Annotated in this window: 19 protein-coding genes; 8 read left to right on the top strand and 11 right to left on the bottom strand. The window is 68.2% G+C overall.

Going from position 1 to position 24605, the window contains the following annotated elements; translation table 11 throughout:
• Window positions 1–161 precede the first annotated feature (161 nt).
• Window positions 162–2627, bottom strand: coding sequence for an arylsulfatase (locus WMF46_RS35790; protein WP_437981306.1), 2466 nt, complete (start codon window positions 2625–2627; stop codon window positions 162–164).
• 383 nt (window positions 2628–3010) lie between these two features.
• On the opposite strand from WMF46_RS35790, the gene WMF46_RS35785 reads away from it, so the two are divergent.
• Window positions 3011–4258, top strand: a complete 1248-nt coding sequence (locus WMF46_RS35785) for a LuxR C-terminal-related transcriptional regulator (RefSeq protein ID WP_437981305.1) — start codon at window positions 3011–3013, stop codon at window positions 4256–4258.
• A gap of 8 nt (window positions 4259–4266) precedes the next feature.
• On the opposite strand, the gene WMF46_RS35780 is transcribed toward WMF46_RS35785, so the two are convergent.
• The 3 genes from WMF46_RS35780 to WMF46_RS35770 form a co-directional block, all read right to left on the bottom strand.
• On the bottom strand, window positions 4267–4452 hold the full coding sequence (locus tag WMF46_RS35780) for a hypothetical protein (RefSeq protein ID WP_437981304.1): 186 nt from the start codon (window positions 4450–4452) through the stop codon (window positions 4267–4269).
• A 171-nt stretch (window positions 4453–4623) separates the two neighbouring features.
• Entirely contained in the window at window positions 4624–5520 is an 897-nt protein-coding gene (locus WMF46_RS35775; RefSeq protein ID WP_437981303.1) for a calcium-binding protein, read from the bottom strand.
• Window positions 5521–5672: 152 nt separating this feature from the next.
• On the bottom strand, window positions 5673–6806 hold the full coding sequence (locus tag WMF46_RS35770) for an STAS domain-containing protein (protein ID WP_437981302.1): 1134 nt from the start codon (window positions 6804–6806) through the stop codon (window positions 5673–5675).
• Between the two features lie 418 nt (window positions 6807–7224).
• On the opposite strand from WMF46_RS35770, the gene WMF46_RS35765 reads away from it, so the two are divergent.
• From WMF46_RS35765 to WMF46_RS35735, 7 genes are all read left to right on the top strand, one after another.
• Complete coding sequence (locus WMF46_RS35765) at window positions 7225–9027, top strand: IgGFc-binding protein (RefSeq protein ID WP_437981301.1); 1803 nt, start codon at window positions 7225–7227, stop codon at window positions 9025–9027.
• A 346-nt stretch (window positions 9028–9373) separates the two neighbouring features.
• Complete coding sequence (locus WMF46_RS35760) at window positions 9374–10351, top strand: DUF4202 family protein (RefSeq protein ID WP_437981300.1); 978 nt, start codon at window positions 9374–9376, stop codon at window positions 10349–10351.
• Entirely contained in the window at window positions 10348–11427 is a 1080-nt protein-coding gene (locus WMF46_RS35755) for a CgeB family protein (RefSeq protein WP_437981299.1), read from the top strand. The genes WMF46_RS35760 and WMF46_RS35755 overlap by 4 nt, the downstream gene beginning before the upstream one ends.
• Before the next feature lie 40 nt (window positions 11428–11467).
• Complete coding sequence (locus WMF46_RS35750; protein ID WP_437981298.1) at window positions 11468–12196, top strand: sugar phosphate nucleotidyltransferase; 729 nt, start codon at window positions 11468–11470, stop codon at window positions 12194–12196.
• 11 nt (window positions 12197–12207) lie between these two features.
• Complete coding sequence (locus WMF46_RS35745) at window positions 12208–13011, top strand: TIGR04290 family methyltransferase (protein WP_437981297.1); 804 nt, start codon at window positions 12208–12210, stop codon at window positions 13009–13011.
• A complete protein-coding gene (locus WMF46_RS35740) occupies window positions 13008–13892 on the top strand; it encodes a beta-xylosidase (RefSeq protein WP_437981296.1) in 885 nt (294 codons plus the stop codon). The genes WMF46_RS35745 and WMF46_RS35740 overlap by 4 nt, the downstream gene beginning before the upstream one ends.
• Before the next feature lie 311 nt (window positions 13893–14203).
• Window positions 14204–15070, top strand: a complete 867-nt coding sequence (locus tag WMF46_RS35735) for a PIG-L deacetylase family protein (protein ID WP_437981295.1) — start codon at window positions 14204–14206, stop codon at window positions 15068–15070.
• A 133-nt stretch (window positions 15071–15203) separates the two neighbouring features.
• On the opposite strand, the gene WMF46_RS35730 is transcribed toward WMF46_RS35735, so the two are convergent.
• The 7 genes from WMF46_RS35730 to WMF46_RS35700 all read right to left on the bottom strand — a co-directional run bounded on the left by WMF46_RS35730 (window position 15204) and on the right by WMF46_RS35700 (window position 24605).
• Complete coding sequence (locus WMF46_RS35730) at window positions 15204–15674, bottom strand: hypothetical protein (RefSeq protein ID WP_437981294.1); 471 nt, start codon at window positions 15672–15674, stop codon at window positions 15204–15206.
• Between the two features lie 80 nt (window positions 15675–15754).
• On the bottom strand, window positions 15755–16138 hold the full coding sequence (locus tag WMF46_RS35725; protein ID WP_437981293.1) for a DUF4150 domain-containing protein: 384 nt from the start codon (window positions 16136–16138) through the stop codon (window positions 15755–15757).
• A gap of 6 nt (window positions 16139–16144) precedes the next feature.
• Window positions 16145–16795: a DUF3540 domain-containing protein gene (locus tag WMF46_RS35720; protein ID WP_437981292.1), complete on the bottom strand. Its 651-nt coding sequence runs from the start codon at window positions 16793–16795 to the stop codon at window positions 16145–16147.
• Window positions 16796–16802: 7 nt separating this feature from the next.
• Window positions 16803–17894, bottom strand: a complete 1092-nt coding sequence (locus WMF46_RS35715) for a pentapeptide repeat-containing protein (RefSeq protein ID WP_437981291.1) — start codon at window positions 17892–17894, stop codon at window positions 16803–16805.
• A gap of 7 nt (window positions 17895–17901) precedes the next feature.
• The gene (locus tag WMF46_RS35710) at window positions 17902–21021 is read right to left on the bottom strand and encodes a DUF2169 domain-containing protein (protein ID WP_437981290.1); all 3120 of its coding nucleotides are present in this window, start codon (window positions 21019–21021) and stop codon (window positions 17902–17904) included.
• 83 nt (window positions 21022–21104) lie between these two features.
• Complete coding sequence (locus tag WMF46_RS35705; RefSeq protein ID WP_437981289.1) at window positions 21105–23522, bottom strand: type VI secretion system Vgr family protein; 2418 nt, start codon at window positions 23520–23522, stop codon at window positions 21105–21107.
• 249 nt (window positions 23523–23771) lie between these two features.
• Entirely contained in the window at window positions 23772–24605 is an 834-nt protein-coding gene (locus tag WMF46_RS35700; RefSeq protein WP_437981288.1) for a hypothetical protein, read from the bottom strand.

Raw genomic sequence — 24605 nt, 5'->3', positions numbered from 1 at the left:
GTGCCATTGCCGTGTGCGCGCCGCCGGTTCCCGGTTTCTGGACAGGCGCCATCGTTCGCGCGCGCGAACGATGGCGATCTGCGCGATACGTCGAGGTCGAGCCCGACGACGGGTTCGCCATGGGGAGCTGCGGGCGGCTGGCCCGCGGCCGGGTCAACGTGTCACTGGATCGCCTCCAGCGCGTGCAATTTGTGTTCGGGGCTCACCTTGGCGGGTTCGCCCGTTAGCTCGATCTCCGCCCAGTGCACCTTGCCGGGGAAGCGGTTGTTCCCGCTACCTGCGAAGTCGGGGCACAACGGGCCGCCAGTCTTCTTGCCGACCATCAGGAAGGCGTCCACGTTGAAGATAATCGGATTGGTCTTAAGGATATGGCCCGGCGGCATATCCTTCGGTGTATAGTCGAGCGGATCCTCACCGATGGCCGGGGACGCGACGAGCGTGAGAGGCTTGAAGTCGTTCTCCCTGGGCCATTTTATGAGGAGCTCCACCCTGCCGCCCTCGCCCGTATCCGCGCCTGTGTAGGTAAACTTCATGCGGACCTCGTACGCTTCGGACAGAGGCAGCAGCAGAGATTCGGCTTGGGCGTAGTACCGTTCGAGCCCAAGGTAGTTGTAGACGTAAGTAAGCCTTGCGTTTTTGACATAGAGGCCAAAGCCGCCGAAATCGTTGCCCCGGGCGAGGATCACGCCGTTCGGCGCTTCCCCGTGGGGGCCCTCGATCTTTGCCGTGATCATGAATGAGCGGTTGAAGTTGTTGATCACGCACGGGTCGGAGACGAAACTGCCGTCGACGTACCTCTGCTTCGCGCCGACCGGGGGGGGCGACTGTTCTAGGCGCTCTGTCTTTTCGTCGTTGAGGGGAAAGACGTTATATCGGGCCGCAGTGATTTCAAAAAGGTTCTTCAGCTGCGCTAGCCTTTCGGGCTCCCTTTGGGCGAGGTTGTTTGCCTGGGTCCAGTCCACCGTATGCGGCGACTTCTCGCCCCATGGGTACGTGTAGTAGAGCTCCCACGTGTCCTTTTCGTAGTCCGGATTGGATTCCCAGTCCCAGGGCTTCGAGTGGAGGGTGACGGCGGTCCAGCCGTTATGGTAGATGCCACGGTTGCCAAACATCTCGAAGTACTGGGTCGTGCGGAACTCGGGAGCATTCTGCTCTCCGAACGTCCGGAGGAAGCTCGTACCCTCGATGGGCATCTGCAGCACTCCGTCGACGCTCAACGGCTCCGGCAATCCGGCCGCTTCGAGGATCGTCGGAAGCACATCGATCACGTAAGTGAATTGGTGTCGCAGCCCCCTGTCGCCCCGGTCGATGTGGCCTGGCCAATGGACGATCATGCCGTTGCGCGTGCCGCCGAAGAAGCTGGCAACTTGCTTGGTCCACTTGTACGGCGTGCACATGGCCTGGGCCCAGCCGATGGCATAGTGATTGTACGCTTCCTTGGTACCGAACTTGTCTATGTTGTCCTTGATGAGCGTCTTTTGTTCATCGAGCGACTTCTGAATGCCGTTGAAGCCGATCATCTCGTTGAAGGTGCCCATGAAGGTGCCTTCGGCGGAAGCGCCGTTGTCGCCGAGGATGTAAATGATCAGCGTGTTATCCATGAGGTGGAGGTCCTCGAGCGTCTTGATCACCCTGCCGACCTCTTCGTCGGTCTGTTGGAGGAAAGAGGCGTAGAGCTCCATCTCGCGGCGAAGGGAATCCCTTATGCCGTCGAACATCTCATCGTCCCACTTTGGAACGTCTTCGTTGACCGCCGCCTCCGCGTCCTCTGGAATGACGCCAAGCGATTTTTGTTTCTTGCAAATCGTCTCGCGCAGCTCGTCCCAGCCCTTGGCGAAGTCCTCGTTGTCCTTGTACCTGTCAAGCCAGTCGTCCGGGATCTGGTGGGGCGCATGGGTCGCGCCGGGAGCGAAATAGATGAAGAATGGCTTGTCCGGCGCCATGGCCTTCTGCTGCTCGATCCACTTGATGGTCTGGTTTGTCAGATCTGTGGTCAGGTGGTAGTCCCCGTCGTGAGGCGTTTCGATGTAGGTCGTTCCATCGTAGAGGGTAGGGTAGAACTGGTTGGTTTCGCCTGCCACGAAGCCATAGAACTTCTCGAAGCCCATGTAGGTGGGCCAGTGGTCGAAGGGCCCCGATGGGCCCGTTTCCCAGACGGGCACCTCGTGGCACTTGCCGAAGTGAGCCGTCGAGTAGCCGTTGTACCTGAGGATCTTGGCGATCGAGGCGGCGGTGTTGGGGATCATCGAGGTGTAGCCAGGCGCGCCGGTATACAGCTCGGTGATGCAACCCATGCCGACGGAGTGGGGGTTGCGGCCAGTCAGCAAGGCGGCGCGCGTCGGGCTGCACAGGGCTGTCGTGTGGAAACGGGTGAATCTGAGTCCGCCTTCGGCGAGCCGCTTGGCTGTCGGGGTACGAATGACCCCTCCGAAGGGCTCCGCGGCGCCGAAGCCCACATCGTCGAGCAGGATGAGGAGCACATTGGGGGCCTTCGAGGGCGGTTTGATCGGCTCGATGGGAGGGAAGTGGGAAGCTGGGTCCTGGGCATTGTACATCACCGGGCCGACATAGGGCCGGTCCGGAATCGGCAGGATTTCGCGCTTGAGAAGGTCTCGATCCAACGGCATGGGTGACTCCTTTCGATGGGAAGTTGCTAAGGAATATGCACGATCATTGGAAAATATAGATAGTACTGGATGAGGCTCTGGGAGCGCTTGGGAAATAGCTCGGTGATTTCAGGAGCACGATACGTCCGAGACGCCCACCAAAGGCGGCGCATCAGGGCCTTCAGCGGCGACCGCGCGTCGCTGTCCGTGGGGCACACGAGGGGCTGACACGCGGCCGGCGTCGTGCAGGACCACGCGCCGCCCTGGCAATGACAGACCGGCCCGCAGTCCGAGTACCCGCCGCAGGTCATCCCACGATTGCGTCGTTAGGGCGCGCTTGCTTTCCTGACAGCGCTGACGTTTCATGCCGTTCGATCCGCGATCGATTCTGGAGGCGAACCCCCATGCCCCGCGCGACTCACGAGGACGTGCCCCGCCGGTTCGAGATCCACACCCGCGACCACCACACCGCCGTATCCATATGGGAGGGGCTTTACGGGGAACTGGACGCCGCGCTCCCGCGCGGTTTCGAGTGGCGCGCCCACGCCGTGCACTTCGGCCCCGTCCTCTTCGTCCAGGACCATACCAGCGACGCGATCTCCCTGGACGCCCAGCTGGACGCGCCGCTGCTCGTCATGCCCCTCCGCGGCAGCGGACGCGCGGCGCTGGGACGCGACAGCGCGACCCTGGGACACGGCGGCGGCCCAGCTATCTTCTCGGCTCACGGCCGCTCGAACGTGCGCTACGACAGCGCGATGGACGACATCACGGTGCGCTTCGACCGAGGGTATCTCTGCTCCCAGCTCGAGTCGATCACCGGCGAGGTCGTCCGCGAGGACTTCCAGTTCCAGCTCTCGCTGGACTCCCGCGCCGGAAGCGGATCCTACGTCGAGCGACTCTGCCGCTTCATGGCCGCCGAGATCAACGCCGGCACGGACATCGATCACCCCCAGGTGTTCGCCGGGCTGACCGAGTCGCTCTCGCGCGCCCTGCTGATGGGGCAGCCTCACAACCTCGCTTACCTGTTGGAGCGACCCACGCCGCCGTCGAGCCGGACGGTGCTCCGGCGGGTCGAAGAATACGTGGACGCGCACGCCGCCGGGCCGATCAGCGCGATCGATCTCGCCGCCGTTGCCGGGACGAGCGCCCGCTCGGTCGAGGCGGCGTTCCGCGCGCACCGCGGGACCTCGCTCGGAACGTTCCTTCGCGATCGGCGCCTGGTCCGCGCGCAGCGGGCGCTGCTCGCCGAGCCGCACCTCGCCGTGCTGCACGTCGCGCGCGCCGCCGGCTTCGCCCGGCGCGAGGTCTTCGAGTCGGCGTACGTGCGCGCGTTCGGAGAGCGCCCGGAAGAGACTCGCCGGCGCGGTCTCCTCGCCGCCGGAACGGCGCCTCGCGAGGCCGAGCCGAGCCGGTGCGCGGCGCCTTCCGCCGCCATCGAGCCTGCCACCCTCGCGGCGCGGATGGCGCTCCTCTCCGCGCGAGAGCGCGAGGTCTGCGAGGCCGTCGCGCGGGGGCTGCTCAACAAGCAGATCGCGGACGCGCTCGGGATCACCGAGCGGACGGTCAAGGAGCACCGTGCGCGCGTGATGGCCAAGCTGGGGGCGAGGTCCGCGGTGGAGCTCGGGATCCTGCTGCAAAAGGCACGTGAATAGCTTCACACCTACGTCTCCTCGGCGCGACGACCCGTGACGCTGCCCAGGGGCTGAGTGGCAGGCCGAGTTCTCCGGCCGCTCCCCAGGTGGTCGTCCTCCGCCGGCGTGGGGGTACACCGGTTGAGCACGGTGACGGACTGCGCGCCCAGGAGCGTGAAGAGGGACACGAGGACGAGCGGTGTCTTGCGCTTCATCAGCGATACTCCTTTTCCGGAAAGGTGCCGCGCGCAAGCTAGCGATACGAGGTGGGATCGACCATCCGTACCTTGGTACGGCTTGTGGGACCCGGCGAGATGTGGTTCAATCGCGAAGGCGCCGACTTCGTCTTTTCGTCGCTCGCTGCCCGGGTGAGCACCGCGCAGCGCTCATCGACGAGACATGTACACGTCGATCACCGTCCCCCGGCGCGCCGTCCCTGTGGCGTCCGTGAAGGCAAAGGCGCTCCGCTCGCCCTCGCAATTGCCGCGCGCGTCGCAGCGCATGTCGCGGAAGTCGCGGAGATCGATCGACGTCACGCCGAGCGCCTCGAGGGGCGTGATCTCGCTCGGCGCGCTGTTCCGGTCGAGGTTTTTATCCGACCAGACGACCACCCTGGCGAACGCCGGATCCTGCCTGTCGAAGACGCCGTTGTTGTCCGCGTCGAGCTCGCGCAGCGCCTCGAAGCCGTTCTTCGCGAACCCCCCGCTCCCCAGCCGCGTGGCCGAGCCGAACAGCTCGCCTCCATCCTGGATGACGCCGTCGCCGTCGCGATCGAGCGCGAGCCAGGGCGTCGCCGAGGTGGGCCAATCGCTCGCGTGGCACACGCCGGTGCCGGTCAGATCGAAGGCGGCGCCCGCCTCGGCGGTGAACTCCACCGCGCGATTGTCGAAGGAGAGCACGAGCGGCGTGAAACAGTCACATTCAACCGATGTGCCGATGTGCCAGGCTGATTCATAATAGGGGCACTGGAAGTCGTTGGTCCTGAGCCCCCAGACCGCCTTGCCGTCGATGTTCACGCACTTTTCACGGCAAAACCCGGTCAGCGTATTGGGATCATCGTCCGTACATTCCCGCTCCTCGCCGATGGCGCATTCGCCGGGCGCCTCGGGGCCGAAGTCAGCCCAGCAGGAGGTCTCCTCTTCTTTCACTTCATCCTGCGCTTCATCGGTTCCGTCCACCACCTCGGCCATGCATCCCCCCACGAAGGCCGTACACGCCGCCAGCACCCCGACCCCAACCGCTCGCCTTGCCATCTCGATGTTCATGATGGCCAGGATGAGCATGCTTTGTGCCGTCCTGAATGTGATGAAATTTTGATATGTTACGAGCTTGTTGTGGCACTTTGTGCCAGGAGTTCGACCCGTGTGTGCCAGTTGGCCGAAGGCATGCGCCAGGAGACGCCGGCCGCCTGGCGGAGCACGACGGGAGCTCCGGCTCAGCGCTTCCTGGAGCGCGAGAGGCCCTGGGCGATGGAGCCCACGAGGGTGATGCCGGTCCCGTCGAAGCCCGATGCCACCAGGGTGCGGGCCAGCGCGGGCTGGATGCCCGTGATCATGGCGGACGCGCCGAGCAGCCGGATGGTGCGTACCATGTCGATGAGGTGCCTGGCGCCGGCGTCGTCGAGCGCCGCGGCGCCGGTCATGTCGAGTATCACGCGGTCGACCCCGCTGCCGGCGATCGCCGGCAGGAGCCGCGCCGCGATCTCCGCGCTCCGCTCTCGGTTCAGCGCCCCGATGATCGGCAGCGCCAGCGCGCGCTCGCCCACGTCCAGGATGGGCGCGGAGAGGGCGAGTATCTCACCGCGCTGCCGCTCGACGAGCGCCAGCGTCGCGTTCAGCTCGTCCAGCAGGCGGCCGCGCTCCTCGGCGGAGCGCTCGGCGCCTATCCGCGCCGTCTCGTCCGTGTGGTGGAACAAGACCCCCAGGACGCCCGTCACGGGATCACGCACCGCTCGCCCCTCGATCACGTGCAGGCGCTCCCCATCCACGGTGCGGACGAGCGTCTCTCGCGCCACGATGTCGCCGTCCAGCGCCGCCCGGAGCATCGCGACCGCCTCGCCGGGCTCACCCAGCCAGGCGCTCCACGTCCCGGTGCGGCCGAACGCCCGCAGCGCCGCTGGGTTCTGCATCAGGAGGTCTCCGCTCGGGTCGACGAACGCGATCATCACGGAGGTGTGGCGCAGCGCCTCGATGCCTCGGACGAGCTCCGGCTCAGGCGCTCCCTCCATGGGAAGCGCCTGGCTCAAGATCGCGAATCGCCCATCGTCGAGCGCGACGCCCGAGGAGTGGAGCGTCACCGTCACGGGCACCCCGCGCGGGTAGAAGGTCCAGCTCTGGCGCACGACGCCCCCCTCGCGCAGCTGCGCGGCGAGGGCCTGGAAGCGCGTCCGGATCGGCGCCGGCACCGTCGAGTAATCGCGCGCGAACAGCTCGTCGCGATCCTGCGCCCGCCACAGGTCCAGGCCGGCCTCGTTCACCCAGCAGACCCGCGAGCTGTCCACGTCGAGGACCCACACGGGGATGGCCGACAGCTCAAGCCCGGCCAGGCGCTGCGCAAGGTGCATCGGCATCACACTCGCTTACCGGGCTGCGGCGCGCAATGGGCGCCGGTCCGCCGTGTGATGCTTCTCATAAATTCGGCCTAGAGCGGCGGCAGGACCACCTGGCCGCGCTGCCATCCTCCTGGGCCAGCTCCCGCGCCGCGCGGAAACATGCCGCCTTGCCCTCCTCGATCCGCCGCCATGCGGAAGAGCTCCGATGAGGAGGCTGCTCTCTGTCGTTGCATACGTCGCGATTTCGCATAGCTGGTGGATGGACCTGTCCTCTCTCTCCCTGCGAAAAGAAGTTTCTTGCCCAGTAGAAGTCCAGAGGCGAGCAGCCTTGCGACGCCGAGCGATCGTCATCCGGGCAGCCGCGAGAGCTGGAGCAACCCGGGCGCTTCGGCGTGGAGGGATCTGCGGTGCAGCGCTGTGCGTCGCCGCGGTCACCATGGTCGCTGGCTGCAGCCAGCGCGAGCAAGTCGCCGCGACGACCCACACAGGAGGGACCGGCGGCGGTGGCGGGGGTGGCGGCGGCAGGAGCGCTGGGAGCGGTGGGAGAGGGCCTGACTCGGGGATCGGCGGCTTCGGCTCCCTCGTCGACTCGGCAGGGGCGGGCTCGAGCTGCGGCAGCGCGCCGCCGGTGTGCTCGGCGGACATGCACTCCATCGTGGACTGCAACGGCAATCCGGTGAAGGCGTGCGGGCCCTCGGAGGGATGTTCGAACGGCGCGTGCATCGCCGCGTGCGACGCGGCGGCCGCCGCCAAGAGCTCCGTCGGGTGCGAGTTCTTCGCCCACGTCCCGGCGGCGTCGGGAGAATGTTTTGCCCTCTTCGTCGCCAACACGTGGAGCGGGCCGGTCTCCCTCGAGGGCGACGTCGGCGGCGAGACGATCGATCTCTCGAAGTACACGTATACACCCGAGGGCAGCGGGCCGGGCCTCACCCTGACGCCCATCGGCGCAGGGGGGACGATCCAGCCGGGCGAGGTGGGGATCGTGTTTCTGCGAGGTGACCCCTTCATGCGCGGCGACGTCTCCGGCTGCGGCTACCCCGTCGAGGTGGCCGAGATGGATCCGGCCGCCTCGGCGTGGACCGACCCGGCGTGGACTACCGACAACACCGCCACGGCGCTCCGCCTCGTCGCGTCGGTCCCGATCGTCGTCTACGACATCATGCCGTTCAGCGGCGGCTCCTCCGCGATCGCCGACGCCACGATGCTCCTGCCCACATCGACATGGGACACCAATTACATCGCCATCACGCCGTGGCCCTTCGGCGAGAACGAGGGGCCACCGGGGCTGTCGATCGTGGCCTCGTCCGACGACACGGACGTCGTCATCAACCCGACCGTGGACATCCAGGCAGGGAAGGGCGTCCCCGCCGCGCCGAAGGGCCAGCCGGCGCACTTCGCGCTCCGCAAGGGGCAAGTCCTCAGGCTCGAGCAGCAGGAGGACCTGCTCGGCAGCATCATCAGCGCGAACAAGCCGATCGGCGTGTGGGCGGAGCAGACCGGCATCAACATCGATCAGGGGTATGCCGACAGCGCGCACGAGCAGATCCCGCCGGTGCGCGCGCTCGGCAGCGAGTACGTCTATGCGCGTTACAGAAACCGCGTGCAGGGTCAGGACGAGACGCCTCCGACGCGCATCACCGGGGCCGTCGACGGCACGACCCTCTCGTGGGATCCAGCGCCGCCGCCTGGCGCCCAGGCCACGGTGGACAAGGGGAAGAGCTTCGTTGTCCGGTCCAGCACGCCGTTCGTCGTCAAGAGCCAGGATGACGAGCACCCGTTCTACGTCTCGACGTACATGACGGGCGGCGCGGCGTTCCAGAATGCCGGGGACCCCGAGTTCGTCAACGTGGTTCCGGCGGGGCAGTACCTGTCGCGGTATATCTTCTTCACGGACCCGACCTACCCGGAGACGAACCTCGTGTTCGTGCGCAAGAAGGGGGCTGACGGCGTATTCCACGACGTCGTGCTCGACTGCGCCGGGGCGCTCTCGGGGTGGACGCCCGTGGACAGCGGAGGGCAGGTCGAGGTGACCTGGCGCGATCTCGTGCGGAACAACTTTCAGAGCCAGGAGGGGTGCAGCAACGGCAAACACGAGGCGTACAGCGATGGCCCGTTCAGCGTGACCGTGTGGGGCTGGGGGTCGGAGGTGCCTTTCCACCACAACAGCTACGCTTACCCGGCCGGCGCGAGCGTTCGAGCGATCAACCCCGTCGTCATCCCTCCCGAGACTCCGCAGTGAGCGGGAGATGCGGTATCAGGGGCGGTGGGCCACGCCCGGGCGACCCGAGGCGGCGCGCGCGCAGCCCAGGCGGACCAGGTACGGCCGTCGTGGCAGGGCGGCCGCGGAGCGGACGCCGGAGCTCGCGGCGGCCCGTCGAGGAGAGCTGGCCGCGGCCGGCGCGGCTACGGCGATCCCATGTCTCGCGCTCATTTCTTTCCCGACGTTGCTCTACGGAATTTCCGCGATGGTGCGGTGAGGACCACGGCGATAGGTTCCCCACCTGCGATCCCGGTTCGTCCGCGGCAGCCGTGCGCGGCAGCTGTGTCGAGCTCCATCCTGGTGGCTGACCGGAGAGCGCACGCTCATGCTCAAGCGCCTCATCCTCATCGACGGCCCCTCTTCGAGCAGCGATGGACGCTCGATCCGCGGGACGCCGCTCCTCTCCCCGTCCGACAGGGCGGCGCTCTCCAGGGAGTTCCCTGGCGTGGAAGTGGAGAGCGGCGCGCCCGGCCCGTCCGGGGGGGCGCTCCACGCTGTCGTCGACGCCCGCGCGTGGCGCGCGTCGGCGCTCGACCTGTGGGCGCTCGACACCCGCCTGCACGCGCTCGACGCCGGCGGCCTCTTCGACCTCCGTATCGAGGGGCTCGAGCGAGCGGGCGCCGCGCGCGCCGCCTACGAGGTGCTCACACGGTGCCAGCGCTTCATCCGCAGGAGGAACCTCGCCTCCGCGACGGCGGTCTTCGCCCGGGTCCTCGGGCGGCACCGGGAGCTCCACGATCTCGACAGGCCGCTCGTCCGCGCCGACCACGATCATGCGATCGACGTCTGGCAATGGATGCTCCGCCTCGAGCCGCGCGCCGGCGTCGCCGTCCAGGTGGCGGCGCTCTTCCACGACGTGGAGCGGCTCGTCTCCGAGGCGGACGTCCGGATGGAGCACCGCGCCCCGGACTACCAGGCGTTCAAGGACGAGCACGCGCGGCGCGGGGCCGCCCTGACGCGCGCCGCGCTCGCCGGCGTCGGGCTCGCGCCGGAGGTCCTCGACCGGATCGGCGCCCTGGTGGCGTCGCACGAGCGGCCGGGGGACGACGCCGAGCTCGCCCTGCTCAACGACGCTGACGCGCTCTCGTTCTTCTCGCTGAACAGCGCCGGGTTCCTCGACTGCTACGGGCCCGAGCACACCCGGGCCAAGGTGGCGTACACGCTCCGCCGACTCCGGCCCGAGGCAAGGGCGCTCTTGCTGCGGATCCGCTGCCGCCCCGAGGTGGCAGCGATGATCCCCGGCGAGCCGGGCAGGCCGCCGGCGCCGGAGACGCAGGCATCGAGGAGGTCCGCTCCGCCATGAGGCTCGTCATCTTCGGTCTGACGATCAGCTCGTCCTGGGGCAACGGCCACGCCACGCTGTGGCGCGGCGTCGTCTCCGCCCTCGGGCGGGCCGGGCACAGTGTCACCTTCTTCGAGCGCGACGTCCCGTATTACGCCGCGCACCGGGATCTGACAGCGCTCTCGCACGGCAACACGCTCCGGCTCTACACCTCGTTCGAGGACGTCCTTCCCGAGGCCAGGCGCGCCGTCCGCGAGGCCGACGCGGCGATGGTCACGTCGTACTGCCCCGACGGCGGCCCTGCGACCGACGTTGTCCTCGAGTCCGGCGCGCTCAAGGTCTTCTACGATCTCGACACGCCGGTGACGCTGGATCGCATCCAGGCCGGACTGCCGGTCGGCTACATCGGCCCGCGAGGCCTCGTCGATTTCGATTGCGTGCTCAGCTACACGGGCGGCGCGGCGCTCGATCGGCTCCAGGCGCAGCTCGGCGCCCGGCGGGTGTTCCCGCTCTACGGCAGCGCGGACCCGGCGGTGCACCGCCCGGTCCCGCCGCGGGACGGCTTCCGCGGGGATCTCTCGTACCTCGGCACGTACGCCGCCGACCGGCAGGCGGCGCTCTCCCGCCTCTTCCTCGAGGCGGCGAGGAGGCTGCCCGAGAAGCGGTTCGTCATCGGGGGCTCGCTCTACCCCGAGGACTTCCCGTGGGCGCAGAACGGCGACAACGTCCATTACCTGCGCCACGTGGCCCCGCCGGATCACCCGGCGTTCTATTGCTCCTCGCGGATGACGCTCAACGTGACGCGGGGGGCGATGGCGGCGATGGGCTACTGTCCTTCCGGCCGGCTCTTCGAGGCCGCCGCCTGCGGGACACCCATCCTGAGCGACGCGTGGGAGGGGCTCGACCGGTTCTTCACGCCGGGGAGGGAGATCCTCGTGGCGGCGACCACGGACGACGCGGTCGCGGCGCTCTCGCTCCCGGAGGGCGAGCTCGCGGCCATCGCCAGCGCGGCGCGGGAGCGGGTGCTCGCGGAGCACAGCGCCGCGCGCCGCGCGGCGGAGCTCGTGGCCATTCTCGAGTCGGTCTCGGCTCATTGAACGGAGCCGAGGTCGGCTCATCGAACGGAGGGACGGCGCGATGTGGGGAGTGATTCCGGCGGCGGGCCTGGGCAGCAGGATCCAGCCGCTCGCGTTCTCGAAGGAGCTGCTCCCGGTGGGGACGCGCAGGGACGGCGACGTGGAGCGGCCGCGCGCGGTCAGCGAGTACCTCATCGACCGGATGGTGCTCGCCGGCGCGACCCGGCTCTGCATGGTGATCTCGCCGGGCAAGTCCGATATCGTCGAGTACTACGGCGCGAGCGTCGGCCCGGCGCACATCTGTTATGTGGTGCAGCCGGCCGCCGCCGGGCTCTGCGACGCCATCTTCCGGTCGCTCCCCTGGATCCGGCCGGAGGAGGACGTGCTCGTGGGGCTCCCCGACACGGTGTGGTTCCCGGAGCACGGGCTCTGCTCGCTCGGCGGCGGGGCGCTCTCGTTCCTGCTCTTTCCGGTCGAGCATCCGGAGTTCTTCGACGCGGTCGTCACCGACGAGGAGGGCCGGGTGCTCGAGATCCAGGTCAAGCAGCGCAACGCGCGCTCGCGGTGGGTCTGGGGCGCCTTCAGGCTCACGGGGGCGGTGATGCAGGAGCTCCACGACCTCTGGCGCGAGCGCGGGCGGGAGGACCCGTACATCGGGACGCTCGTGAACGAGTACCTCGCCCGCGGCGGCACCGCGCGCGCCGTGCGGGCCGGAGAGGCCTCTGTCGACGTGGGGACGCTGCACGGCTACCACGAGGCCATCCAGCTCCTCAGCCGCGCCGCCGCGTGAAGGGAGGAGCCATGGAGAGGTGCGTCGAGGGAGCGGCGAAGCGGACGCGGGAGCAGATCCAGGAGCGCGTGCGCGGGCTCGGGCCGTGGTTCCACAACCTCGATCTCCGCGGGGTGAAGACGGCGCCCGACCATTTCCTCGGCGACTACCCCGCGTTCAAATGGAGGGGCTTCGCCGAAGCCGTCCCGACGGATCTCACGGGCAAGACGGTCCTCGACATCGGCTGCAACGCCGGCTTCTACTCGCTCGAGATGAAGCGGCGCGGGGCGGCGCGCGTCCTCGGGATCGACAGCGACGAGGACTACCTGGCGCAGGCGCGCTTCGCCGCGGAGGTCTCCGGAGCGGACATCGAGCTCCGGAACCTCTCCGTGTACGACGTGGGCAGCCTCGGAGAGCGCTTCGATCCCGTGCTCTTCCTGGGCGTCCTCTACCACCTCCGCCACCCGCTCCTGGCGCTCGATCTGCTCCACGAGCACGTGGTCGGACACACGCTGATCTTCCAGAGCATGCAGCGCGGCAGCGCGGAGGTGGCGCCGCTGGAGGAAGATTTCCCCTTCTCCGAGGAGGAGATCTTCGACGAGGCCGGTTATCCCAGGCTCCATTTCGTGGAGCACAGCTACGCGCACGACCCGACCAACTGGTGGGTGCCCAACCGGGCTTGCGCGGAGGCGATGCTGCGGAGCGCCGGCTTCGAGATCGTGAACCACCCCGAGCCCGAGGTCTACCTCTGCCGCTGGCGCGAGAGGGCCGCCGGTCGTCCGCCTGGCGCCGTCTACTCGGCGAGGCGAGCTTTCGTGAAGGGAGAGCAGGCGTGATCGAGGCGGTGATGCTCTGGAACGAGCCCAACAACAGGTCGCACTGGGATTTCGAGATCGATCCCGAGTGGACGACGTACGGAACCATGGTGAAGCTCGCCGCGGACGCGATCCGGAGCGAGCGCCACTGGCTGCTGCGCGTGCTGGGCGGCATCTCGCCGATCGATCCGGGGTTCATCGCCAACATGGGGCGGCAGGGCGTGCTCGAGCACGTCGACGTGGTCGCGGTGCACGGCTTCCCTCTCGACTGGAATCACTGGCAGATCCACGAGTGGCCCGCCAGGCTCGAGGAGATCCGCGTGGTGACCGACAGGCCGCTCTGGATCACCGAGATCGGCGTCTCCACGTTCGGCGCCGAGGAGGTGCAGGAGTTCGGTCTCCGGCGGAGCGCCGAGCTGCTCCGGGGCAAGGTCGAGCGGATCCACTGGTACAGCCTCTATGATCTGCCGCGCGCGTGGCCGGCGACGACCCGGCACCGGGAGGCCGAGGGCTCGTCGTATTACCGGCATTTCTACATGGGCCTGCTCCGCGAGGACGGGACGCCCAAGCGCGCGCTCCGGCTCTTCCCGGAGTACACCCCTGAGTTCGGTCTGTGCCAGTGGTTCCACTTCGAGGACCACCGGCTCGACGACGCGGTGGCGTGGCTGAAGGAGCTCGGGGTGCGCCACCTCCGCACGGGCCTCAGCTGGGCCGACAGCTTCCGCCCCGGCGCGGAGGCCTGGTTCGACCGGCAGATGAAGGCGCTCGAGCCGTTCGAGGTGACCCTGACCTACTGCTTCACCCCGGAGCACGCCGGCCTCCGGCCCCACCACACGAGCCCTCCGCAGCGGATCGAGGAGTTCGCCGACTTCTGCGCCCGGATGACGCGGCGCTACGCATGAGACGACGCCGTGCGTAACATGCGCAGAGAGCGCAAAGCGCGCAAAGAGCGCGAAGAGGCGAGGGGCGGGTACGCGTCTGCCCGTCTGTCCGCGCTTTGCGCGCCGTCTGGCGCGCCGCGTCGCCGTTTGGTAGTGTGGGGATCGCTGCGTTTTGCGCCAGGACGACCTGGCCGCATGCGCTCCAGGTGGCTCATGTCCCACGTCGCGAGCACGCCGAAGCGAAAGAAGAGACCCGAGGAGCACCGCGGCATCCCGGGGAGGCGACCGGAGCCGCGGGCCGAGCTGCGCCGCGGGCGCGTGGAGGTGCCGTCGTGAACCTCGCCGTGCTCCGCCGTCAGGGCCCCTCCGCCCAGGAGCTCGCGTGGCCGCCGTTCTCGTGGCTCTCGTCGGGCCGGGCGCCGCGCTGTCTCGTCGTGCTCGCCCATCCGGACGACGAGACCATCGGGCTCGGCGCGCGGATCGGCCGGCTCAGCCCGATCGAGGTGGTCCACGTGACCGACGGGGCGCCCCGCGACGAGCGCTTCGTGCCGGCGGGCCTCGCCGGCATCGGGCGCGAGCGCTACGCCGCGCTCCGGCGCGAGGAGGTGACCCGCGCCCTGTCGGCCGGCAACGTGCCCGCGGGGCGGCTCAGGTGCCTCGGCGCGGTCGACCAGGAGGCGATCGAGGAGGCGCCGAGCCTCGCCCGGCGGCTCGTCGAGCTGTTCGCCCGGACGCGGCCCGAGGTGGTGTTCACCCACCCCTACGAGGGCGGCCACCCCGATCACGACGCGGCGGCGCTCATCGTCCACGCGGCGGCGGTGCTCGCCCTCTGGAACGGCGTCACCGCGCCGCTGATCTTCGAGGCGGCGTCGTACCACGCCGCGCGCGGCCGCCTCCTCACCGGCGAGTTCATCGCGCACCCCGGCGTCCCCGAGATCGCGCTCCGGCTCTCGGACATCGAGGCGTCGCGGAAGCGCGCCATGCTGGCCTGCTTCGCCAGCCAGCGGGAGGTGCTCGCCCCGTTCGGCGCGGAGGTCGAGCGCTTCCGGCCGGCGCCCGCGTACGATTTCCGCAGGCCCCCGCACGAAGGCCCGCTCCACTACGAGCGCCTCGGCTTCCCGATCGACGGCGCGCGCTGGCGGCGGCTCGCGGCGAAGACGCTCACGCTGCTCGGCCTCGAGCGCGAGCTGTGCCTCTGACGGTCCTGCTCGTCGGTTATCCCCAGCCCGGCGCAGGAGACCAGCTCGCTCGTCGCACTCGAGGCGCTGGCCGCGGGCACGCCGGTGATCGCGCTGCGCGGCGCCGGCGCTTCCGGAGCTCGTGCAGCACTCCTCAGCGAGCGTTGCAGGCGAAGACGTGCTCGATGGCGTCCACGCACATCTGCTCCGCGACCTCCCGGGTGACCCGAGCCAGCACCCGGAACCGCGTGAGCTCGGTCAGGGTCTGGTAGACGTTGACCTCGGCGATCACCTCTCCGTCGCCCGCGGCCTCGGCGCTGTAGAAGAGGCGGATCAGGTTGTTCGCGTTCGCTGGAACGCCCCGGAGCAGGAGGTGAAACTCGATGCTGGGGGTCTTCTCGCCCACGTCCTGCTCGATCCGGTAAGCGTGGCCTGACGAGGCGAGCTCACGGCCGATGGTCTCGAACGTGGGAACGAAGATGTCGGCCAGGATCCGCCGGAATTCATCGATGAACACCTGGCGCCGGTCCGGCGGGTTGGAGCCGTTCGTGCTCCGGGCAAGGCGATCGCCGTATTTCTTTTGAATGATCCCCAGGCGGATGCGGGTAGTTTCATCGATGGCCACGTGGGTGTCCCTCGGCGGTCAGAACAGGGCGGGATCTCGGGCGCTCTCGCTGGCGGCTCTCGCGGATGACCGAGCGGACGTCACTTGAGGATCAGGACCTTGGTCTGGCTCGGGACAATGGTCGTCGAGTTCGTGTTGATCTGGTTCCCGAGGCCGTTCGCGCTGAGCACCACCGCCGGTTTTCCCTGCCACAACGTGTTGCGAGAGAATCGGAGACGCCTCGCGGGGCCCATGTTGCGGCCGGAGATCACGCCGCCAAGGAGCCCAGGGTTGTCGCCGGAGGTGATCGGAATGGTGGTCGCCAGCGTATGGGCGGGAGCGGGCCCGATGCGCACTTTGTACGCGGGGGACGTCCCCATGGGCTTCGCCGCGAAGTTTGGAAACGGGACGGGGATGGTCGTCGGAAGACGGCAGACGTCCGGGATGCCAAAGTCCATTCCGCCGCGCGATGTGATTGCAAACATGTTCGGTCACCCTACCTGGATCTGATCGGCGTCGATCTTCACGACGTGGCACGCGGTGATCTTGGCGTTCTCGCTGTGGATGGCGAGGTTGCCCTTGGCCGCGTAGTCGATGCGCTCGGCGCGCACATGGTCAGCCTCTTCCACGATGCGGTAGGAGCGCTTCACCCTCTGCGACAGCCGTTCGAGCGTCGAGTCGAGGCTCCGGCCGATCAGCTTGGCCCGGTCGACCTCCCCGCGGGCCATCTTGCTGAGGAGCGTGAACAGCTCCAGCGCGACGTGCCCCTCCTTGGCCTGGACACGGAAGGTCGACGCGGCCATCGAGAGGTCCTTGCCGGCGGCCACGTGGACACCGTCGGGCGCCGCGATGCCCAGCGAGCCGCGCCGCAGGCGAATCTGGAGATCTCCTTCGGAGACGAGGTGTAAGGGCGCGCCTTCCTCCCGCTCGAGAACGGCGAGGATGTAATGCGCGCCGTTCACGGCGGTGAGGAGCACCAGGTCGCCGGCGGCGGGCTCCAGCAGACAGCTCGTCGCGCGCTTCGCGCGGACCTCGCCGCTCTCGATCTCGACGATGTACGCGGAGCCATCGACGCGGAGCACGGCGCCGTGTTCGCCGTGGGCTTCCCGCTGGATTTGTCTCGCTCTTGCTGCGCTCTGCATGGTTTCCTCATGAGTGAGGGGTGCGTTGACTGCCGGCAGGCCTCCCAAGGACGTTGGCCTGCCATTCTTCTGCTTCCTTGAGCTCCTGGTCGTCTCCGTGCGCCAGCGCCTTGCCCGGCGGCCAGATCGTGCCCTTGTCCGTCACGCGGTGCAGCCGCGCGCGCGACAGCGTCGCGTCGGAAAAGTCGGCGAAGGACACGTCGGCGTGGGAGAAATCTGCGTAGCTCAGGTCTGCCCGGCAGAAGCGGGCACCCGGGCAGCTCGCCCGGTGCCAGACGCTCATCTCGAGCCGCGCGCCCGAGAGGTTCGTGGCGCCCGCGCGCGCGTCGACGAAGAGCGCCTGGCTCAGATCGGCCTGGGTGAGGCTCGCGTTCATCAGGGTCGCTTCGACGAAGTCGGCAAGCTGGGCGACGGCGCCGTCCAGCCGAGCCCCGGTCAAGTCGGCGCCCTTGAAGCCGCATTGCGTCAGCGTGGCCCCTGAAAAGTCGCAACCACGCAGGTCGGCGCTGGTAAATTGCGTTCTGCTGAGGTCCATCCGCCGGAAGTCCTTGGGCCCCATCCGCACCTCGACGAGGATCGCTTCCACGAGGGTGATCCCCGTGAGAATGGCCTGGGACAGGTCCTGACGGAACAGGACCGCCCTGGTCAGGTTGGCCTGAGAGAAGTCCGTGCCCTCGAGCGTGACGCCGAACAGGGTGCCGTCGGTCAGGTTGGCACGGACCAGTCGGGCGTTCTTGAGCTGGGCATAATCGATGGTGGTCGACGAGAGGTCGGCTCCGGTCAGATCGGCCGATTCGAGGTCCACGGCCGAGACGCTCGCTCCAACCAGCGAGGCGCCGGTGAGCACGGCCCCCGCGAGCGTGCAGTCCATGGCGGTGCCAAGGTGAAAATCCAGCCCCTTCAGGTTGGCTCCCGCGAGGTCACAGCGGTGAAAGATCGCCTCGCGCACCTTGACGCCGGTCAGATTGGCGTTGGTGAAGCGGACATCTTCGAAGATCCCGCCGGAGAGGTCGAGCCCGGACAGGTCGAAGCCCGACAGGTCCAGCTCCGAAACGACCTCTTCTTGTTCGATCAGCTTGCACAGCGCTTCCCTGTCCATGCTCCCTCTAGGCCGGTATTACCCTGAGTCGCTTGAGGTTGGCGCCGGCAAAGCTCGTGTCGTCATCTCCAACCATTCGATCGGCGCATGCGCTGAACAGGTTGGCTTTCTCGAAGTTGGCTCCCTGGACGCACGCATGGTTCATGATGCTCTGCCTCAGGTCAGCCGCGTAGAGCGACGCCCTGGTGAGGTTGGCGCGGGTCAGCATGGCTTCGGCGAGGTTCGCGCGATCGAGGCTCGCCTCCGTCAGGTCGGCCTCGTTGAGCAGCGCGCCGCGCAGGTCGGCGTCGGAGAGGTCGCTGCCGGCAAGGCTCGTCCCCATCAGGTTCGCGCCGGTGAGCGTCGCGCCGGAGAAGTCTGCGCCGGCGAAGGACGAGCCCATCACGCTCGTGAGGTCCTTTGCCATCACGTTCCGGAAGACGGCGCCGTCGCCCTGGGCGGCGATGAAGGTGGCGGAGCTCAGGTCGACGCCGGTGAAATCGACCTCGGTCACATTCACCTCGTTGAAGGTGCACCCCGTGAGCCGCGCGCCCACGAGGCGCGCTCCCGTGAGGTCCACCTGCTGGAACATCGCCTCTTCCGCGACGACGTTCTCCAGGTTGGTGTCGCAGAAATTGGCCTCGGAGAGGTCGGCGCGCGAGAGATTGGCGCCGGACAGATCCGCTCCCCAGAGGTCCGCCTTGACGAGCACGGCCTCGCCGAAATCGACGCCTCCCGTGGCCTTCACGTCCCGCAGGCACGCCGAGCCAAAATTGGCTCCGTTGAGCCTGGCCTCCGAGAGATCCGCGGCCTCCAGGTTGGCTCGCGCCAGGACGGCGCCTGTGAGCTTCGCCTTTCGCAGGACGCTCCCGGTGAGAAAGGCCGACTCGAGCATCGCGCCCTCGAGGTCGATCCCCTCGAGGTCGAGGTGAGAGAGGTCGGCGCCCGTGAGGTCGCACCCCGCGAAGCTCCGCCCCTCCTTGTGCCCTGCCTCCACTTCGCGGCGAAGTCGCAGGGATTCTTCGCTGTCGAGGGGCGCGGCGGCCGCCAGGAGGTGCGCGAGCCGCGGCCCGTCTTCGCCCAGCTCGGCGAAAGACGAAGCCCTGTCGTCCAGATCCTCCGCGGACGCGAAGCCCTCATCGTCCGCGGCTTCACCGCCCCAGGCCTCGTCCTCGGGCAGCGCGTGGGCAGCTTCGGGCGCCTCGTCGGGGAGGTGGAATGTGTCGTCGAGGTCCTCGTCAGCGGCGGCCTGGGTCTCGTCCTCGAAGGCTTGCCAATCCAGCGACGACACCAGCTCTTCGGTCTTCTCCGGCGTGAAGCCCTCGCTCGTCAGCGACTGCCGCATGCGCTCGCGGACCTCCGACATCCTGATCTCGCTCGGATGCTCGGCGGCATTCTGAGGCGCCCTCGCCAGCAAGGCACCGACGTCGACCCCGTGCGCCGTCAGCCCGCTGCCGAGCCGGCCCTGGACCAGGCGGACCACGGCCTCTTCGGATGCTTCCGGGTCATCGAGGGACGCGAGGTCGTCGGAGGGCTCTTCCTGGGCGAGGTGCGCCTCTGGATCGATGCCATGGTCTCGCAGCTGCTTCTTGCCCCATTCGGTGAGCGCTTCCTGCGCGCGAAGCGCTTCAGCCTCCTCGGGGTCGTCTTCCAGGGCGGGCGTCGTCGCCGAGGCTGCAAACGCGAGCGCCTCCGGGTCCGCCTCGTTGTCCACCCCCGTGTCCGCCTGGGACCACGCGGGGCTCTCCTCTTCCTCCGTCTCCGTGCCCTCCGGGAGGCCCGTGGCTGGCTCCGCCTCGTCCTCGTCCTCGTCGGCTGCGGCGGCGAGGTGCTCGGAGTCGGTCCCCACCTCGGCGAGCTCGGCCTCGGTCGCCTCGACGTCCTGGTCCCCCTCGAGCTCGGCCTCGGCCGCTTCGACGTCGGGGTCCTCCTCTGCTCCCGCTTCGTGGACACCGGTGGTGACGACACCGGCGGCGGCCGCGGCTCCAGCCGCGCGCTTGACGGATCGAGCCGGAGTGCCTCCCAGAAACCCCTCTCGCCTGAGCTTCGACGCGAGCCCCGAGAGCGTGTCGTCGGGCAGCGGCGGCGCCTCCGGATCTTCGGGCTCGGGCATGAGCACGTCGTCCTGGTCATCCGGGAGATCGTTGCTCGGAAGGCCAAGCCGGGGGATCAGGTAGTCGTGGTAATACGCGACGGGCCTGGGAGCGCCCATGGCTTCGCAGGCGACCAGCACGGCCACCACGTCGTCCGCGTCGTCCTCGGAGATCTCGATGCCGCCGCGGAAGAGGGCGACCCCCCGCTCGCGGTGCGGGAACAGACGCACCGTGTCGAGCTTCATCGCGGGCTCGTGGATCTCCACACCGTCGCTCGCCTTGAGGACGACGAAGCATCGACTTACAACCCCGGGGAGGACGCCTTCGATCCGGGGCTTGTCAGGGTGCATGTTCTCGACAACGAAGGCCTCGTCGCCCCGGAAAAACCCGTCGATCTGCTGGTCTTCCGGGGCCATGTTGAACATCGTCGGGTCCAGATCCCGCGCGAGACCAGGGAAGCACTCGTCGCGCCACGCCGCATCGTAGGTGCCGATCTTGGAGAACCGCTGGGGCCACGTCAGGTCGTAGCCGTCGAGGCCGGCGGGCGTCGGGCAGTCGCTGCGCGCGTGGATGAGGTGCCTGGGCGACTCGATGTTCGGGAGCGCCGCGCTCTTGTCGCCGTGGCCTTTGCCCCGCGGGTTCCTGGCGAAATCCTTCCCGCCAAAGGCGTTTCGCCAGGTGACGGGCATCTCGGTGAAGGGCGCCGGGTCCGACATGCCGAGCATCCCCCACGTCCGGTCGCCGATGACGTAGAGGCTCTTGTTGATGGGTCCGAGCTGGACGCGGACCGAGCTCGCGGGGCGGGCGACGCGCCCCGGCGGATAGCAGCGGCCCGTGACGAGGAGCTCGCCCCGGGTCTTGGGGTTGAACTCGTCGAGGAGGCCGTCGTCGCCGAGCTCCTCCATGGCCATCTTCCAGACCGTGGGCTCATAGAGCAGCCGGGCCGGCCTGTCGTAGGAGAAGCCGACGAAGGTGGTGACCACGAGGTGCGGGGCGCGCTGGTGCATGAAGACCCTCGGCACCACCCCGAGGCGCATGGGCTTGACGATTTTCATCCGACGGACTCCAGGGTGGCGGGCTCGATGGGTCGTTCGACTCGGCGCTCAGCGCGAGCCTGCTCCACAAGCAGCAGGTGAGTTTACTGGATGAGGTGCAGCTGCCCCTTGTGGAAGCCGAGCTGGTATTGAATGCGATACAGCTCGACGCTATGCTTGAGCCCCTTCGCGTTGACCTCGGCGAACGTCACTTTCTTTATCTCTTTGGGGGCATATTTGTATGCCAGCCCGTTGATCCTCTCGGTCTTGGTTCCCTTGATGATCTCGATGCGCGACCCGATCGTGGTCTTGTAGAGCCCGGTGATGGTGCTCTCGGCAGGGCCATTGACAGTGCTTTGCTTCGGCCCGTGAAGCGTGAATTTGACTGGGCCGAAGACCTCGGCGGTGTTACCACCCCTGATCGTCTTTTTGCTTCCCCCCGCGTGAACGGTGGTCGTTCGCCCTGCGTAAAAGTTGCTGGTGGCGTGACCGCGGACGTCCGCGCGCCGCGTGCCGTTGATGTCGACCTCGCTGGTGCCGTTGACCGTCGTCTGGTTCGACACGTGGATCGTCGTCTCTCGCCCGTTGAAGAAAGTGCTCTTGTCGCGGCCCTGGATGTGGGTGTTGCGCCTCCCAAAGACGCGCAAGCTGCTGTTGCCCCTGATGGTGGCGACGCGATCGCCCACGAGCATGAACGTGTCGTCGCCCCCGATCCTCGTGGTACGATCCTTCGTGATGGTGGTCTTTCGGTTGCCGCGGAGGATCGTCTTTTCATTGCCGAGGATGGTCGTGTGGCGATAGCCCAAGATGACGTTCTGTGAGTATCCGGCGATGAAGCTCCCGGCGTATCCCCCGACGGCGCTCAAGCTGAAGCCCCCGATCACGCTCTCGGAGATGCCCACGGTGATCGCCGTTCGGTTGCCGGTCACGATGTTCTCGGAGCTGCCTCCGATCCACACATAAGCGTGGCCTTGCGACTTGACCTCGTACGACGCGCCGCCGTTGGGCGCCCCCATCCGGAGGTAGGTGTTGTCATAAGGTGTCGACAGCGTGACCCGCTCTTGCCCGGCCTGGTCTTCCAGCTCGAGCCGGTTCCGCCCGCCCGTCTGGATCACGTTCCGCGTGTTGTTCCCCGACGTGACCGGGCTCGGCGTCAGCGCGTTGGGCGCGACGCCGACGATGGCCGGCCGGTCGGGATCGCCCCCCTCGAAGGCGCACATGACCTCGACGCCGGCGCGCAGCGGGAAGTGGAAGCCCTCGATCCCGCCGCCATGGGGCTGCAGCATCCGGACCCAGGTCGACGCCTTCCCCCCGCTCAGGTCGCTCTCGTCGAAGAGGAACTTGATCCGGTAGCGACCATGCGTGTCGATCTGCGCGTACTCGCTGACCGCCGCGCCCTCGACGACCGCGATCTCGGTGCCGTAGATGCGCGGCCACTCGGTGACCTGCGGCGCGCGGAACTGCGTCGTCACGGGGATGGCCTTGGCCTCCATGCGGTAGTTCTCGGTCCACGTCGCGAAGTCGCGGAGCTCGGGCATGTCCGGGGCCTGGTTGGACCAGTGCTCGACCTCGGTGGTCAGGTACTTCGTGTTGAACGCGGCCCGCGGGTGGTCCTCGATCTCGAAGGTGAACCCGGGGACCACCGTCGCCGCCTTGCCCATCGCCTGGTAGACGACGCCGGTCGCGGAGAGGCTCTCGGCCTTGATCCGCGCCAGCCGCGCCCCGTCGCCCGACGAGAAGAACCGCGCGCCGTACAGGCTGACCTCGCCGAAGCCATTGGGGCTGACCGACGCCTGCCCGGTGACCGGTACGGCCGGCGTGGCGTAGTTGTAGTCCTTGAGGCGGACCGTGCCGGGCATGGCGTCATGCCGGCAGGTGAAGGCGTGGAACGTGTCCTTCGCGGTGTTGGCGCCGCCTGGCTGCGGGTAATAACGAATGGGCTTGCCGCCATGGGGCTGATGGGCCGACTTGTCATCCACCAGCACCAGCGTCTCGCCGCCCTCCCCGTGCTCGAAGTGATAATAGATGCCTTCGCGCTCCATCCACCGGGCGACGAAGGCATAGTCGGTCTCGCGGTACTGGCAGACATGCTCTTCGGCGGTGTAGGAGCCCTGGAGCTGGAGGGAGCAGTCCGTGACGCCGCCCTTCTGAAGGACGGCTTGAAGGATCGCCGGGATGGCCTGCGCGGTGAAGACACGGCTGTGAAACGACATGGCGAGCAAGGCGAGGCGCGGGACCATGGTGGCCCGGAAGACGGACCGGCCGGCGAATTCGTTGATGAGCTCGATGCTGCCGAGGACGCCGCTCCGAAGGAAGGGCTCGCCGCCGTCGCTCCGCTCCAGGGAGATGCTCACCGGCTGCCCCACGGCCGCCGCCATATCAAAGCTCTGGCCGACGTCGTTCGTCATCACCAGGAAGAGCTCGAAGCGATAGGGCTTCGAGATGCCCTCGGTTCCATGAAAAGCTACGAGCTTGGTGGAAGAGGGCAGGGCGCTTGATTGGACGACGAAATTGTCAGGCATGGCGAGCCTCGCGGGTGGGAAACAGCGGCAGGCGCAGACGCGCTGGAGAGCCTAGACGGAATTTGTGTCAGTTGTGTGGCGTGGCGCCTGCTTGTTGTTGTCTGTCGGCGACGATGAAGTGACGGATTCATTGCAGGCGCCGTCGTCCTGTTGATGACATCCCGCTCGCGCCCATCGTCACGCGGCGGCGCTCTGCGCCGGCTCGCCGCTTCGCCGCCACCGGCGCAGGACCGCCGTCCTCTCGGCGCGCTACATCCGAATCAGCGGTCGCCCTGCGAGGGCCGTCAGGAAGAGCGCCAGCGCGACGGCGCCGTAGCCGACGCCGAACGCGAACACCCATCCCACGGCCCGCCGCGTGCGCGGCCCCGACCCCGGCGCCCGCGCCGACAGCCAGTAGCCGACCAGCGGGACGGCTTGCAGCGCGTGCATCCCGAAGAAGTGGGCTATGCGCAGGTCGCCTCCTCGCGTGCTCCAGTTGACGGCGGGGAGCCCGGGCCCGCCGTCGGCGACGCCGACGCTGTGCGCGTTGTGCGCCGACATGAAGCCGCCTTCCGCGCAGGCCAGCAGGAACAGGAGGAGACCCAGCCGGATGCCCCAGAGATACGGGGCCGGCAGCGGGGGTCGCGTCGCCCAGAACCTGTACGCGAGGTACGCCGCGAGCGCCGTGTTCACGAGGATGGCGATGCCCATGAGCGCGAACACCGCCCCGTCGAACAGCGTCGATTGATTGAAATGCGACGCCACGCCCCGCGCCGCCTGCGCGGTGATCGCGATCATCTCGAAGCTCACCATCGCCACCGTGCCCCAGACGACGGCCCGGCGGCCTCTCGGCGGGAGCGCGACATCGCCGACGAGCCAGTTGATCGTCAGGAGGTAGATGGCGATCGAGGCGGCGAACTTCGCCGGCTTGATCCACGGGTTCACCCCCATCACGAGGCGCGCGTCGAGCGGGGCGACGGCGAGCAGCACGACGAGCAGCGCGACGTGGGCGGCCGCCGCCATGAACAGGACGGGGCTTCGCCGGAGCAGCTCCTCGATCGAGCGAGGGAGCGAGAGCGAGGGGCTCAGTGAGCGCGCGCTCAT

The organism is Sorangium sp. So ce117 (assembly GCF_051524395.1).
Taxonomy (GTDB): domain Bacteria; phylum Myxococcota_A; class Polyangia; order Polyangiales; family Polyangiaceae; genus Sorangium; species Sorangium cellulosum_B.
Note: the sequence above shows the minus strand (reverse complement) of the source record. Positions and strands in the feature narration are given on the sequence as shown.